The sequence below is a fragment of the Dactylosporangium sp. CS-033363 genome, from assembly GCF_050942475.1.
In the GTDB taxonomy this organism is placed as follows: domain Bacteria; phylum Actinomycetota; class Actinomycetes; order Mycobacteriales; family Micromonosporaceae; genus Dactylosporangium.
Genome location: NZ_CP192032.1, coordinates 6,423,942 through 6,437,578 on the forward strand (window position 1 = coordinate 6,423,942; position 13,637 = coordinate 6,437,578).

A 13,637-nucleotide genomic window follows, 5' to 3' on the forward strand; every position below is an offset into this window, starting at 1 on the left:
GGCTAGCCCTGCCCGCCGGAGTGCCGGATGATCGCTTCCTGGACGGCCTTGAGGTTGCGCAGCTCCGGCAGCTCGACCTGCGGAATCTCGACCTTGAACTCCTTGTCGATGCGCGCCAGGATCTCGATCGCGCGCAGCGAGTCGGCCTCGTAGTCCTCCATGAAGTCGCCGGTGTCGCTGAGCTCCTCCGGCTCGATCTCCAGCACCTCGGCCACCATCGCGCGCAACCGGGTCAGCTGCTCTTCGTACTGCATGGTCGGATTCCCTTCGCCAGGCTCGGTTCTACTTCGACGGAACGGGTGGTGCGGCGACGTCACCGCGCACCGGGCGGCGCGCGGCGATGACGGTGTCGACGTGCGCGATGCGCCGGTCCCCGACCCACGTCTCGCCGCTGGCGAACGCGGTGTCGGCCACGACCGACGTCAGGCGCACGTGGTGGTGCAGGACGTCGCCGGGATAGGCGAAGCCGTCGAACGACCACGACCGGGCGCCGGCGAACATGAGCGTCGCCCCGTCGTCCGGATCGTGGCCGCGGTCGTGCAGCCACAGCAGCGCCGCGCTCTGCCCGAGCGACTCGACGAGCAACGACAGCGGATATCGGTACCGCCATGAAGCCGCCCCGTCCGGCAGGTTCGCGTAGCACCCCTCGGTGCCCGTGACCGCCTTGACGGTGTGGATCCGCTCGCCCGGCACCAGGTCCAGGACCCGGTCCACGAGCAGCAGCGGGTGCCGCTGCGGCAGCGCGGCCCGGACCGCGTGGTGTTCAGTCCTCATGGTCGTCCGCACGGTCGAAGCGGGCCTTGATCCGCGCGGTCACGCTGCCGTCGCGGCGGGTGCCGATCGCGGTGACCCGCCAGCCGTCGCCGTCGGGCACGGCCACGACCGCCAGGGTCAGCTCGTCGCCGTCGAGCAGCGGGGCCAGGAAGCGCACCGAGTCGATGCGGCGCAGCACCGGGTCGCGCTCAGTTTGCACGGTCAGCGCCATCGCCTGTTCGAGGGTCTCGATGACGAAGACGCCGGGGTAGATGGCCAGGCCCGGGAAGTGCCCGCGCAGGTTCGGCTCCTGCCCGTCGACCGTGACGCGCACGGTCGCGCGCTGTTCATCAACCGCGGGCTCGCGGTACCAGAGCTCGACGGCGGCGATCGGAGCGGCCGCGCGGGGCGGCGGCGCGATGTCCCAGGAGTGCACGGCGGTCACAGCGTGATCCCTCCGTCGACCTGGAAGACCTGGCCGGTGATGTAGCCGGCCCGGTCGGAGAGCAGGAACGCGACCAGGTCGGCGGCGTCCTCGGGGGTGCCGAAGCGCTTGAGCGGGATCTGGCGCAGCGCCTGCTCGCGGGTGCGCGCGGGCAGCACGCCGGTCATGTCGGTCTCGATGAAGCCGGGCGCGACCACGTTGGCCCGGATGCCGTAGCCGCCGACCTCCTTGGCCAGCGACTTGGTCAGCCCGATGATGCCGGCCTTGGTCGCGGCGTACGCGGTCTGCCCGGCGTTGCCGTAGATCCCGGCGACTGAGGACAGGTTCACGATGCTGCCCCGGCGGGCCTTCATGAACCGGAACGCGAGCGCCTTGCACACGTTGCGGGTGCCGGTGAGGTTGGTGCCGAGCACCGCGTTCCAGTCGAGGTCGGTGCCGAGCACCATGGGCGCGTCGCGGGTGATGCCGGCGTTGTTGACGACGGCGTCGAACGGGCCGCCGAGCTGCTGCTCGGCTTCGTGGACGAACGCCTCGACGGCGGCCGGGTCGGCGACGTCGCACCGCTCGAACCAGCAGGCGGCGCCGAGCTGCTCGACGTCGGCCTGGGTCTGCTTGGCGGCGGACTGGTCGCTGCTGTAGCAGCCGGCGACCGCGTACCCGTCCTGGGCCAGCCGCAGCGCGACCGCCCGGCCGATACCGCGCGAGGCACCGGTGACCAGGACCCGATGCTGTTGCTCCACGTCGTCTCCTCACCTGGTGGCGGAACCGGCCATGGCTGACCGACGCCACGCGGGGGCGCGTGTCGTGAGTTCCGTCGGTGGACTCCGATGCCCGGATGCCTCGTTGCGTTCGGCCGGGCGGGCTGGCTCAACCGTAGCGAACGGGGCTCGGCGCGGTCTTCTCACCAGTTGCTGCGTAGGGCTGTTCACCGAGGATTTCGGCGGTGTGCTGACCCGGTTCCGGTGCGCCGCAACGGATCCGGGTGGGCGTGCGGGAGAACCTGGCCGGTGGGGCGACCATGACGGCGCTGGTGCCGTTGGTGAGCGTCACGTGCTGCAGGGTGCCGCGCTCGTGCAGGTCGGGGTCGGCCACCACCTGCGCGAGGGTGCGCACGGGGGCGATGACGAGCCCGCGCGGCTGCAGCGCGTCCAGGACGTCCTGTGTGGACAGTCCGGCGCACCAGCCGGCGACGAGCGCGTCGACGTCGGCGCGGTGGGCTATCCGCTCGGCGTTGCCGCCGTAGCCGGAGGCGCGGCCGAGCTCGGGCCGGCCCATCGCCGCGGCGAGCTCCCGCCAGTGCTTGTTGAGGGCGACGGCGAGGTACACGTAGCCGTCGGTGCAGGCGTACACATTGGACGGCACGACGAAGTCGGTCTCGTTGCCGCTGCGGCGCGGGGGCGCCCCGGCGGCGGCGAGGGTCGGCAGACCGGCGCTCCCGGCGAGCAGGGTGTCCATCATGGACACGTCGACGTGCTGGCCGTCGCCGGTGCGGTCCCGGTGCACGATCGCGGCCAGGGCGCCGATGGCCGCGTGCAGCCCGGCGAGCTCGTCGGCCAGGAACGTGGGGGCGCGCATCGGCGGGCCGCCGGGTTCGCCGTTGAGCGACATCCAGCCGGCCGCGGCCTGCACGGCGGGGTCGTAGGCGGCCCGGTGCGCGCCGGGGCCGTACTGGCCCCAGCCGGAGACGGACACGAACACGACGCCGGGGCGCACCTCGCGGCACTGCCGGTAGCCGACGCCCCAGCCGTCGAGGGTGCCGGGCCGGTAGTTCTCCACGACCACGTCGGCGGTCGCGACGAGCTCCAGGAACGCCGCGCGGCCGGCGGGCTCGCGCAGGTCGAGCCCGACGCTGCGCTTGTTGCGGTTGACGGTCTCGCGGAACCAGGACCGGCCGGTGCCGGGGATCTGGGGCGGGACGTCGCCGTCGCGGCCGTACGGCAGCTCGATCCGGATCACGTCGGCGCCGAGGTCGGCCAGCACTCCGGAGGCGAGCGGCCCGGACCAGACCTTCGTCACGTCGAGCACCCGCAGGTGCGCCAGCGGCCCGGTCGAGGCCGGGTCGGCGTCGCGGTAGAACTCCTCGGCCAGCATGGGTCGGCTCACAATCTGCGCAGCAGGGACGCGGTGCCGAGCGATCCGCCGCAGCACATCGCGATGAGGGCGGTCTCGGCGCCGGACCGCTCCAGCTCGTGCAGGGCGCTGACGATGAGCCGGGTGCCGGTGGCGCCGAGCGGGTGGCCGAGGGCGATCGCGCCGCCGTTGACGTTGACCCGGTCCAGGTCGGCCCCGCACTGCTGGACCCAGTTCAGGACCACTGCGGCGAAGGCCTCGTTGATCTCGTACCGGTCGATGCCGTCGAGCTTGCGGCCCGCCCGTTCCAGCAGCCGGGCGGAGGCGGCGACGGGACCGTCGAGCAGGAAGTACGGGTCGGCGCCGGTGACCACCTGGTGCTCCAGCACCGCCCGCGGGGTCAGGCCGAGGGCGCGGGCCCGGCCGTAGGACATCCACAGCACGGCGGCGGCCCCGTCGGACACCTGCGACGTGGTGGCGGCGGTGTGCACGGCCCCGTCGACGTTGCCGCGCAGCTCCCCCATCCGCTCCGGGGTGCTGACCCGCAGGCCCTGGTCCCGTTGCACGTCGCGGGTCCGGCCGGTCGGCTCGCCGGACGCGTCGAGCACCGGGGCGGCGGCGATCGGGGCGACCTCGGCGGTGTACCGGCCGGCCTCCCACGCCGCGGCGGCGAGGCGCTGGCTGCGCAGCCCGAACGCGTCGGCGTCGGCGCGGGTCACGCCCTGCCGCGCGGCGATCCGCTCGGCCCCGCCGAACTGCGCGTGCGGCGGGTCGTCCCACGGGTACTCGGCGGTCTTGTAGTGCCCCGGCCCCTGGTACAGGTTCGTGCCCATCGGCACCCTGCTCATCGACTCCACGCCGCAGCCGATGCCGACGTCGATGGCCCCGGCCGCGATCAGCGCGGCGACGAGGTGGTTGGCCTGCTGGCTGGAGCCGCACGAGACGTCGACGGTGGTGCAGCCGACGGCCGGGTCGTGGCCCGCGTTGAGCCAGGCGTTGCGGGTGACGTTCAGGCTCTGCTCGCCGGACTGGGTGACGCACCCGCCGATGATCTGCTCGACGTCCCCGGGCGCGATCCCGGCCCGGTCGATGACCTCGTTCAGGACATGGCGCAGCAGTTGTACGGCCTTGAGCCCGGCCAGCCAGCCCGCGCGGCGCCCGATCGGGGTGCGGGCGGCGGCGACGATGACCGGAGTCCGATCGTTGAGCATGCTCGGATGGTGTCGCGCGCGGCCCCTGGAGTGCATCTCCCGGCATGCTTGCTTCCCGCTCCTTGCAGGCTGCTTCTTTCAAGGTGCGCAGTGTGTTCCGTGCGCTTCCGGACGGTGCGCGCGGCTGGCTACCGTGCCTGCATGCTGCTGGGCGACACCGAGGACGAGGCGGACTTCCGCGCCGGGCTGCGCGCGTGGCTGCGGGCGAGCCTGACCGGCGACGACGACCCGCGCGGATGGGCCAAGGCGCTGCACGAGGCCGGGTACGCCGGGCTCACCTGGCCGGCCGAGTTCGGCGGGCGCGGCCTGCCCTCCGGCCACCAGGCCATCTTCGCCGAGGAGTGCGCCCTCGCGGGGGCGCCGGACCACGTCAACGTGATCGGGCTGAACATGGTGGGGCCGACGCTCGTGCGGTACGGCACCGACGAGCAGCGCCGCACGCTGCTGCCGCGGATCCTGTCCGGCGAGGCGATGTTCTGCCAGGGCTTCTCCGAGCCGGGTGCCGGCTCCGACATGGCCGCCATCCGCACCCGCGCCGTGCGCGACGGCGAGCACTACGTCGTCGACGGCGAGAAGGTCTGGTCCTCCTACGCCCACCTCGCCGACTACTGCCTGCTGCTGGCCCGCACCGAGCCGGGCGGGGCCAAGCACCACGGCCTGTCCTGCTTCGTGCTCGACATGCGCGCCCGCGGCGTGCAGACCCGGCCGCTGCGGCAGCTGTCCGGCGACGCCGACTTCAACCAGATCGTGCTCGACGGCGTCATCGTGCCGGCCACCGCGCTCGTCGGGGCGCCCGGCGACGGCTGGAAAGTGGCGATGACGACCCTCGCCCACGAGCGCGGCACGTTCGGCATCACGCTCACCACCCGGCTCGCGGTCCAGCTCGACCGGCTGCTCCGGCTCGCATCCGACCTGGGCGCGTCCGGGGAACCGGCCGCGCGCCGGGAGATCGCCGAGCTGGCGGTGGGCCTCGAAGCGTTGCGGTACACCGGCTATCGCGCCCTGGCCGCGCTGGAACGCACCGGCGAGCCCGGGCCGGAGGCCTCCGTGCTGAAGCTGCACTGGTCCCGGCTCAACCAGCGCCTCGCCGCGGTCGCCCTGGACCTGCTGGCCCGCCACCGCGACGGGCTCGCCGACCGCGACGCCCAGCTGCGCTTCTGGCTGCGGCAGCGGCTGCGCAGCCGGGCCAACAGCATCGAGGGCGGCACGTCGGAGATCCTGCGCGGCATCATCGCCGAGCGGGTCCTGGCCCTGCCCCGCTCCCGCTGAACCGGACGCTGAACGGAGACGCCGTCATGCACTTCGCCCCCAGCGACACCCAGCTCGCCATCCGGCAGGAGGCGCGGCGGTTCCTCACCCACCGGTACCCGCCGGGCCGGGTCGGCGAGCTCGCCGACGCCGACGGCCCGCGCCACGATCCCGCCGTCTGGCCGCAGCTGCGCCAGCTCGGCTGGCTCGACCGCGACGCCGGGCTGCCGGAGCTGGCCCTGGTCGCCGAGGAGTGCGGCCGGGCGCTGCTGCCCGCCCCGTGGTGGGTGAGCGCCGGCGCCGCCCGCCGCGCCTTCGTCGCCGCCGGCTACCAGAGCGACGCCCCGGCGGTCCTGGCCCGCGACGGCGACTGCACCGCGGCCGAGGACGGCGACGGCTGGCGGATCGAGGGTGTGCTGCGCGCCGTCCCCGATGCGGCGGGCGTGGCCGAGGTCGTGGTCACCGGCAGTACCAGAGACGGCTCCGGCTTGTTCCGGGTCGCGGCCGACGACGTCGCCTGGACGGCCGTGGAGGGACCGGACCCGCTGCGGGCCGAGGCCGACGGGGTGCTGCGCGGGACCGCCGCCCGGCTCCTGGTGGCGCCCGGCGACGCCGGACGGGTCGGCCGCACCGCCGCGCTGGAGGCCGAGGTGCTGCGGGCGTGCGAGGCCGTCGGGGTCGCCGACCGGGCGCTGGAGTTCGGGCTCGACCACGCGCGGACCCGCGAGCAGTTCGGCAAGGTCATCGGCGGCTTCCAGGCGGTCGCCCACCCGCTCGCCGACGGCTACGCGGCCGTGGAGTTCGCGCGGTCGCTCGCCTATCGCGCCGCGTGCGTGCCCGACGACGAGGCCGCCGTGGCCGCCGCCGCGCACGCCGCCACGAGCGCGGCCCTGCTGACGTGCGAGACGGCGATCCAGGTGTGCGGCGGGATGGGCGTCACGTGGGAGTTCCCGCTGCATCGCTGGTACCGCCGGGCGCTGTGGCACGCGGCCTACCAGGCGAGCGGGCCGGACGTGCTCGACATCGTCGCCACCGCCGCGTTGGCCAGGGGGTCGGCGTGACGCTCCGGTTGCACTGGTTCCTGCCGCTGCACGGCGACGGCAAGGAGCTCGCGAAGCGCTCCGACGGCTCCGGTTCGCCGGGCGCGCGGCGCGAGCCCGATCTGGCGTACCTGACCGAGGTCGCGCTGGCCGCCGAGCGGTTCGGGTTCGCCGGGATGCTGACCCCGTTCGGGATGTTCTGCGAGGACCCGTGGGTCATGACGGCCGCCCTGGCGATGGTGACCCGGCGGATCAACTTCCTGGTGGCGCTGCGGCCCGGGCTGGCCTCGCCGGTGCTGGTGGCGCAGGCGGCGGCGACGCTGCAGCGGGTCAGCGGCGGCCGGCTGGAGTTCAACATCGTCACCGGCGGCGACGCGGACGAGCAGCGACGCTACGGCGACCCCGTGGCGTACGCCCAGCGCTACGAGCGCACCGGCGAGTTCCTCGACGTGTTCCACCGGGCCTGGTCCGGCGAGCGCTTCGACTTCCACGGCGCGCACTACGACATCACCGGCGGCATGCTGGCCCGCCCGCACGACCGGCGGCCCCGCATCTACCTCGGCGGCTCGTCGGACGCGGCCCGGGCGATCGCCGCCCGCCACGGCGACGTGCTGCTCAACTGGGGCGAGCCGCCGGCGGCGACCGCGCGGTTCGTCGCGGCGGCCCGGGAGGCGGCGGAGGCGCACGGGCGGCCGCTGGAGACCGGGGTGCGCTTCCACGTCATCGCCCGCGACACCGCCGACGAGGCCTGGTCCGTCGCCCGGCGCCTGCTCGAGACCATGGACCCGGCGCGGATTCGCCAGGCCCAGCAACGGTTCCAGGCGTCGGACTCCGAGGGGCAGCGGCGGATGGCCGCGCTGCACGGCGGCCGGACCGACGAGCTCGAGGTGTACCCGAACGTCTGGGCCGGCTACGGCCTCGTTCGCCCGGGCGTGGGCACCGCGCTGGTCGGCAGCCACGAGGACGTGGCCGACCGGATCGAGGAGTACGCCGCGCTCGGCGTGGACCACCTGATCCTGTCCGCGCAGCCGCACCTCGAAGAGGCGCACGCGTTCGGCGAGGGCGTCCTGCCCCTGCTGCGCAAGCGCGGGGTGGTATGAAGAACGGGCCGGTCCGCTGTGGACCGGCCCGCCTCCCGTTCGCTCAGCCCTCGGCGAGGGTCTTCTGCACGATCTCGCCGATGCGGTTGAAGGTGTCGAACTGGCCGAAGGTCACGTTGTTCTTGCCCACGGCGATCGTCATGCCACTGCCCTTGTCGGCGTACCCCGCGGTGCCGGCGGTCCCCGCCATGCCGAACAGGGTCGGGCTGTTCAGCGGGCCCATGAAGCCGATGTCGTAGCCCAGGCCGCGGGAGGCCGGGAAGCCCATGATCTGGTCCTGGCCGGTCTGCGCCACCGTGGTGATCTCGTCCAGGCGGGCCTTGGAGACGAGCCGGACGCCGTCGACCTCGCCGAGCAGGGCCGCATACATCTTGGCCACGGCGCGGGCGGACATGACGCCGCCGGCCGGGATGTCGGAGGTCAGGATGTCGGTGCGGTTGGCGAACTCCGCGGTCGGCAGCACGGCCGGCGGGGCGGCCTTGAACAGCGGGAACTCGGCGGGCATGCCCGCGCGCATCTGGGCCGCGTACGGCGGCTCGACCGACTTCGCCACGTGCTTGAGCGCGGCCTTCGGCGCACCGAAGAACAGCTCGTCGGCGACGCCGAGCGGGGTGGCGACCTCCTCGTGCAGCACCTCGGAGATCGGCTTGCCGGTGACCCGGCGGACGATCTCGCCGATGATGTAGCCGTAGGAGATGGCGTGGTACCCGGTCGCGGTGCCCGGCTCCCACCACGGCTTCTCGTCGGCGATGATGCCGGTCATCTTCTGCCAGTCGGTGAGGTCCTCGGGCGTGAGGTCGCCGGGGAGCCCCGGGACGCCGGCCGAGTGGGTCAGCGCGTGGCGGACCGTCGCCTTCTCCTTGCCGTGCGCGGCGAACTCCGGCCACACCTCGGCGATGCGGGTGTCGTAGCCGATCGCGCCGCGCTCGGCGAGCACGTGCAGCACCGTGGAGGCCACGCCCTTGGCCACGGACGAGGTGTAGAACAGCGTCTCCGGCGCGACCTGGGCACCGGTGTCGGGGTCGGCCGCGCCGGCGACGGCGTCGACGACCTGCTCGCCCTTGTGGTACACCGCGACCTGGACGCCGACCTCGGCGCCGGAGCCCACGAGATCGTCGAGCGCCTCCTGGACGCGCTGCTGGACCTTGGTCGAGACATCGCTCATGACAGAGTTACCTTCCGTGCGATTGTCTTGCTCTTACTGATCGACCTTTTCGGTGACACTTTCGACGGGCGGGCCCGGCTGGGCGCCGAGCGTTCCGACGGCGCGCAGGCCGAAGAAAACCACCGCCGCGAGAAGTACGAAACCGGCCGTGTTGATGCCGGCCACGACGTTCAGGCCCGTCGTGAAGGCGTCGCGGGCGGCGGTCAGCACCGCGTTCGCGAGGTCGCTGGGCAGCGATCCGGAGACGGCGACCGCCCCGGCCACGCTCTCCCGGGCGGCGTCGGCGGCGGGTGCGGGCAGTCCGGCCGGGAGCGTGTCGTCGATCTGGACGCGGTACACCGCGCTGCCGATGCTGCCCAGGGCGGCGATGCCGAACGCGACACCGAGCTCGCCGCCGGTGCCGGACGTCGACGCCGCGGTGCCGACCTTCTCCGGCGGGACGATGCTGAGCATGATCTGGTTGACCAGGGCGCCGGCCGGGCCCATGCCGAGGAACACGATCGCGAGCGCGATCAGGACGACGGCGAGGGCGGTACCCGGGCCGACCTGGCTCAGCACCAGCTGCCCGACGGCGGCGACGAGCAGGCCGACCGCCAGCACCACGCCCGGCTTGATCTTGCGGGCCAGCTGCGGGGCGAGGTTGATGCCGACGACGAGCGCGATCGCGGGCGGGATGCCCCACAGGCCGGCGGCGAGCGGGGAGAGGCCCTTGACCATCTGCATGTACAGCGAGACGAACAGGCCGGTGCCGGACTGCAGCGCGCCCACCAGCATGCCGGTGACCATGATCGTGGTGAAGGCCTTGTTCGCGAACAGGCCGATGTCGAGCATGGGCACGGGGAGGCGGCGCTGGCGGTACACGAACAGGAAGGCGAAGGCGAGTCCGGCGACCACGGCCAGGATCGGCACCGTCTCCCAGCCGTGCCGGGCGAGCTCCTTGAGCCCGTAGATCACCGGCAGGATGGCCAGCAGGGACAGCACCACGCTGGGCGCGTCGAGCGGCCCCGGCTGCGGGTTCTTCATCTCCGGCAGCACGAACGGGCCGGCGATGAACAGCACCGCCATGAACACGGCGCTGACCAGGAACACCGAGCCCCACCAGAACGCCGACAGCAGCGCGCCGCCGACGGCCGGGCCGAACGCGACGCCGGCCATGAACGCGGTCATCCAGATCGCGATGGCGGTGCCCTGCTGCCGCTGGTCCCGGAACATCATGCTGATCAGGGCCAGCGAGGACGGGGCGAGCGTGGCGCCGGCGATGCCCATGCCGGCCCGGGCGGCGATGAGGATCGCGGGGCTGCCGGCGTACGCGGCCAGCAGGGAGGCCAGCGCGAACACGGCCGCGCCGATGATGAGCAGCTTGCGGCGGCCGATCCGGTCGCCGATCGAGCCCATGGTGATCAGGAAGCCGGCCACCATGAACGGGTAGATGTCGGTGATCCACAGCTGCTCGACGGTCGAGGCGTGCAGATCGGCGACCACGTGGGGCAGGGCGAGGAACAGCACGCTGATGTCGACCGACACCACGAGCGTGGGCAGCGCCAGCACGGCGAGGCCCAGCCACTCGCGACGTCCGGCGCGCGGCGCCACCTCGGCCTCGGCGCTGAGGGTCACGCGGGTGCTCCCTTCGGTCAGCCCGCGGGGCCGCCGGTGAAGTCCGGCAACCCAGCAAGCTTGCTAGAAACAAGTATGGTTCGTCAACTGCAGAAACTACCCCGCCTGGGTGATCTTCCGTGCGGCGAGGTCCTCGAGCGCCGGGACGATCTGCACCGGGGTCGGGTTGCTCGCCCACGCCGCGTGCAGCCGCGCCGCGCCCTCCCGGAAGGCCGGGTCGCCCACCACCTGCTCGATCTGCTTGCGCAGCTGCTCGGGGCTGCTCTCCCGGTGGTTGAGCCGGGCCCCCGCGCCGAAGCCGATCACGTAGTCGGCGGTCGGCGTGGCCTCCAGCTTCTTGGCCGGCAGGGTCCAGCGCACGCCCGGCGCCTCGGGCATCGGGGCGTCCTCGTCGAACCCGAGCGCCATGCCGATCTCGCCGACCGCCGCGACCTCCTCAGCCGGCACGACGACCTTGCGGATGAGGTTGGACTCCTCGGTGTCGCAGACCAGCTGCGGTACCGAATAGGCCGAAGCCGCCGAAAAGGTGCCCATGCCGCCGTGATGGATCAGCGCGGAACACGTGGGCAGCAGGTGGGTCAGCGGCACCCATTCCACGGTGCGCACGTTCGGCGGCGGCTGCAGCCCGGCGAGCTGGGTCGCGTTGAGCGTGGCCACCACCTCGACGTCCAGGCCGTGCAGCGCCTCCATGAGGCGCGGCGTGCGATCCCAGTCGCCGCGGGTGAACCGGCGGGTCGACTCGCCCAGCGTGAACGCGATGCGGGGCTGCCGCGGCGGCTCCGGGCGGCGGTGCAGCCAGGCCTCGAAGTTGCTGCCGCCGGTGTACGGAACCCAGCGCACCGGCACGTGCCCGGCGACCTCGATCGGCAGCCGCATCGGGGCGGGCGTGGGGTCGATGGTGCGCTGGCCGAGCAGCAGCTCGTCGTCGATCGTCACGCCGTAGCGCTCGGCCGCCGGGGCCAGCAGCTCCGCGAGCGGGTTCGCGGCCTTGCCGCTCAGCTTCTGCATGCTCCAGGTGACGTAGTCCAGGCCGAACACGAACCGGGCGTGGGCCGCGCCGGACACGCGGGCCGCGATCGCCCCGCCCGGCATCGTGCCGTCCCAGATCACCAGGTCCGGCTTCCAGTCCTTGGCGAACTGCACGAGGTCGGCGAACTCGGCGCGGTCCAGGCGCACGTAGTCGCCGGCGGCCGCGGTCAGGTACTGGTGGAACACGTACCAGTGCTCGCGCTCCGGCCCCGCGAGCCCCAGCTCGTCGGCGGCCCGCTCGACCTCCTCGGCGCTGCGCGGCGGCGGGGTGTCGCCGGCCAGGCGCACCTCCGGGATGCCGGCGTCGCCCAGCGGCACCGGGGTGAGCCCGGCGGCCGCGATGTCCCCGGCGAACCCGGCGAACGTGGCCAGCCGCACCTCGTGGCCCGCGCTCTGCAGCGCCCACGCGGTCGGCGCGACCGGGTAGAGGTGGGCGCGGGACGGATAGACGGCGAACAGCACCCGCATCGGGACTCCCCCTGCTGGTCTCGGTGGCCGGCGGCAGCGCCACCGGCGTCGCGGCCATCGTCGGGCGGGCGGGCGCGGGGGTGCATCTCCCAGCGTGCGGAGCGCGCCTTTTGGGGGCTTTTACGTCAGCAGTCTGAGATAAGACTTCCGCACATCGGCTGACACATGCTGCGTCCACGACCTCCGCCACCACCGAAGGGGTGACCGGCATGGACCTCAGCAAGACCCTGCCCACCATGGTGCCCTGCCGCATCTGCGGCGGCACCGTGTACGAATGCCTGGACTTCGGCCGCCAGCCGCTGTCCAACGGGTTCCTCAAGCCGGAGGACGTGCCCCACGAGCGCTACTACCGGCTGGCGGTCGGCATCTGCACCTCGTGCACCATGGTGCAGCAGGTGCACGAGGTGCCCCGGCAGCTCATGTTCCACGACGGCTACGTGTACCGCGCGTCGGGCTCGTCGCTGATGCGCAAGCACTTCGAGCACTACGCCGAGCACCTGCTGGCCACGGAGCTCAACGGCGAGGACAAGTTCCTGGTCGAGATCGGCTGCAACGACGGCGTCATGCTCCGGGCGATCCACGAGGCCGGCGTGCGCCACCTCGGCGTCGACCCGTCGGGCGGGGCGGCGCGGGTGGCCGAGGAGAACGGCATCCGGGTCCGCATCGACTTCTTCGAGCGCGCCACCGCCGCCTCCGTGCGCGCCGCCGAGGGCCCCGCCGACGTCATCTTCTCGGCGAACACGATCAGCCACATCCCGTACCTCGACTCGGTCTTCGGCGGCGTCGACGCGCTGCTGGCCCCGGAGGGCGTGTTCATCTTCGAGGACCGCTACCTCGGCGACATCATCGCCCGCACGTACTTCGACCAGATCTACGACGAGCACTTCTACCTCTTCAGCGTGGAGTCGGTGCGGGCCGCGGCCGAGCAGTACGGCTTCCAGCTCGTCGACGCCGAGCACATGCCGGTGCACGGCGGCTCGATCCGCTACACGGTGGCCCGCCCGGGAGTGCGCGAACCCAGCGCGTCGCTGCTGGCGCTGCTGGAGCAGGAGCGGGAGATGCAGCTGGGCCGGCACGAGACGTTCGCCGGGTTCGCCGGCCGCATCAACGGCATCCGCGACGACCTGGTGCGGCTGCTCAAGGAGCTGCACAACGACGGCAAGCGGATCCTCGGCTACGGGGCGACGTCGAAGAGCGCGACGGTGACGATGTTCTGCGGGATCGACTCGGGGCTGGTGCCGTACATCTGCGACACGACCCCGGGCAAGCAGGGCCGCCTGGCGCCGGGCTCGCACATCCCGGTCCGCACCCCGGACGCGTTCCGCGACCCGTACCCGGACTACGCGCTGCTGTTCGCCTGGAACCACGCCGACGAGATCATGGCCAAGGAGCGGACGTTCCGCGAGGCCGGCGGCCGCTGGATCCTCTACGTGCCGGACGTGCACGTGATCTGAGCTCCTGCGCACGGACGAACGAGGGGGACCGCGCCCGGGC

At 73.1% G+C, this 13,637-nt stretch carries 13 protein-coding genes; 4 read left to right on the top strand and 9 right to left on the bottom strand.

Features of this window, described 5'->3' with window-relative positions:
• Positions 1 to 2: 2 nt before the first annotated feature.
• The 6 genes from ACQPZ4_RS29735 to ACQPZ4_RS29760 form a co-directional block, all read right to left on the bottom strand.
• A complete protein-coding gene (locus tag ACQPZ4_RS29735) occupies positions 3 to 254 on the bottom strand; it encodes an acyl carrier protein (RefSeq protein WP_433042427.1) in 252 nt (83 codons plus the stop codon).
• Between the two features lie 28 nt (positions 255 to 282).
• Positions 283 to 774 (bottom strand): 3-hydroxyacyl-ACP dehydratase FabZ family protein, encoded by a 492-nt coding sequence (locus tag ACQPZ4_RS29740; RefSeq protein WP_433042430.1) that lies wholly within the window; start codon positions 772 to 774, stop codon positions 283 to 285.
• Positions 764 to 1,198, bottom strand: a complete 435-nt coding sequence (locus ACQPZ4_RS29745; RefSeq protein ID WP_433042433.1) for a hypothetical protein — start codon at positions 1,196 to 1,198, stop codon at positions 764 to 766. The genes ACQPZ4_RS29740 and ACQPZ4_RS29745 overlap by 11 nt, the downstream gene beginning before the upstream one ends.
• Entirely contained in the window at positions 1,195 to 1,938 is a 744-nt protein-coding gene (gene fabG / locus ACQPZ4_RS29750; RefSeq protein WP_433042436.1) for a 3-oxoacyl-[acyl-carrier-protein] reductase, read from the bottom strand. The genes ACQPZ4_RS29745 and fabG overlap by 4 nt, the downstream gene beginning before the upstream one ends.
• A 127-nt stretch (positions 1,939 to 2,065) precedes the next feature.
• The gene (locus tag ACQPZ4_RS29755) at positions 2,066 to 3,289 is read right to left on the bottom strand and encodes a CaiB/BaiF CoA transferase family protein (protein ID WP_433066715.1); all 1,224 of its coding nucleotides are present in this window, start codon (positions 3,287 to 3,289) and stop codon (positions 2,066 to 2,068) included.
• Between the two features lie 8 nt (positions 3,290 to 3,297).
• Entirely contained in the window at positions 3,298 to 4,479 is a 1,182-nt protein-coding gene (locus tag ACQPZ4_RS29760) for a steroid 3-ketoacyl-CoA thiolase (protein WP_433042439.1), read from the bottom strand.
• 141 nt (positions 4,480 to 4,620) lie between these two features.
• On the opposite strand from ACQPZ4_RS29760, the gene ACQPZ4_RS29765 reads away from it, so the two are divergent.
• Genes ACQPZ4_RS29765 through ACQPZ4_RS29775 form a run of 3 tightly spaced genes read left to right on the top strand, consistent with a single transcriptional unit; the run spans position 4,621 to position 7,867 of the window.
• Positions 4,621 to 5,748: an acyl-CoA dehydrogenase family protein gene (locus tag ACQPZ4_RS29765; RefSeq protein WP_433042442.1), complete on the top strand. Its 1,128-nt coding sequence runs from the start codon at positions 4,621 to 4,623 to the stop codon at positions 5,746 to 5,748.
• 26 nt (positions 5,749 to 5,774) lie between these two features.
• Entirely contained in the window at positions 5,775 to 6,788 is a 1,014-nt protein-coding gene (locus ACQPZ4_RS29770) for an acyl-CoA dehydrogenase family protein (protein ID WP_433042445.1), read from the top strand.
• Entirely contained in the window at positions 6,785 to 7,867 is a 1,083-nt protein-coding gene (locus ACQPZ4_RS29775; RefSeq protein WP_433042448.1) for an LLM class flavin-dependent oxidoreductase, read from the top strand. The genes ACQPZ4_RS29770 and ACQPZ4_RS29775 overlap by 4 nt, the downstream gene beginning before the upstream one ends.
• A 43-nt stretch (positions 7,868 to 7,910) precedes the next feature.
• On the opposite strand, the gene ACQPZ4_RS29780 is transcribed toward ACQPZ4_RS29775, so the two are convergent.
• The 3 genes from ACQPZ4_RS29780 to ACQPZ4_RS29790 all read right to left on the bottom strand — a co-directional run bounded on the left by ACQPZ4_RS29780 (position 7,911) and on the right by ACQPZ4_RS29790 (position 12,143).
• Positions 7,911 to 9,032 carry a serine hydrolase domain-containing protein gene (locus ACQPZ4_RS29780; protein WP_433042451.1) on the bottom strand — a complete coding sequence of 374 codons (1,122 nt, stop codon included), beginning with the start codon at positions 9,030 to 9,032 and terminating at the stop codon, positions 7,911 to 7,913.
• A 33-nt stretch (positions 9,033 to 9,065) separates the two neighbouring features.
• Positions 9,066 to 10,646 (bottom strand): MFS transporter, encoded by a 1,581-nt coding sequence (locus ACQPZ4_RS29785; RefSeq protein ID WP_433042454.1) that lies wholly within the window; start codon positions 10,644 to 10,646, stop codon positions 9,066 to 9,068.
• A gap of 96 nt (positions 10,647 to 10,742) precedes the next feature.
• On the bottom strand, positions 10,743 to 12,143 hold the full coding sequence (locus ACQPZ4_RS29790; protein WP_433042457.1) for a nucleotide disphospho-sugar-binding domain-containing protein: 1,401 nt from the start codon (positions 12,141 to 12,143) through the stop codon (positions 10,743 to 10,745).
• A 209-nt stretch (positions 12,144 to 12,352) separates the two neighbouring features.
• Between ACQPZ4_RS29790 and ACQPZ4_RS29795 the strand changes: the two genes are divergently transcribed.
• Positions 12,353 to 13,597, top strand: coding sequence for a methyltransferase domain-containing protein (locus ACQPZ4_RS29795; protein ID WP_433042460.1), 1,245 nt, complete (start codon positions 12,353 to 12,355; stop codon positions 13,595 to 13,597).
• The last annotated feature ends 40 nt before the right edge of the window (positions 13,598 to 13,637 follow it).

Coding starts and splice junctions, on each gene's coding strand:
- ACQPZ4_RS29740 (WP_433042430.1), bottom strand. CDS start 774: ATGAGGACTGAACACCACGCGGTCCGGGCCGCGCTGCCGCAGCGGCAC.
- ACQPZ4_RS29790 (WP_433042457.1), bottom strand. CDS start 12,143: ATGCGGGTGCTGTTCGCCGTCTATCCGTCCCGCGCCCACCTCTACCCG.
- ACQPZ4_RS29765 (WP_433042442.1), top strand. CDS start 4,621: ATGCTGCTGGGCGACACCGAGGACGAGGCGGACTTCCGCGCCGGGCTG.
- ACQPZ4_RS29795 (WP_433042460.1), top strand. CDS start 12,353: ATGGACCTCAGCAAGACCCTGCCCACCATGGTGCCCTGCCGCATCTGC.
- ACQPZ4_RS29755 (WP_433066715.1), bottom strand. CDS start 3,289: ATGCTGGCCGAGGAGTTCTACCGCGACGCCGACCCGGCCTCGACCGGG.
- ACQPZ4_RS29770 (WP_433042445.1), top strand. CDS start 5,775: ATGCACTTCGCCCCCAGCGACACCCAGCTCGCCATCCGGCAGGAGGCG.
- ACQPZ4_RS29760 (WP_433042439.1), bottom strand. CDS start 4,479: ATGCTCAACGATCGGACTCCGGTCATCGTCGCCGCCGCCCGCACCCCG.
- ACQPZ4_RS29780 (WP_433042451.1), bottom strand. CDS start 9,032: ATGAGCGATGTCTCGACCAAGGTCCAGCAGCGCGTCCAGGAGGCGCTC.
- ACQPZ4_RS29735 (WP_433042427.1), bottom strand. CDS start 254: ATGCAGTACGAAGAGCAGCTGACCCGGTTGCGCGCGATGGTGGCCGAG.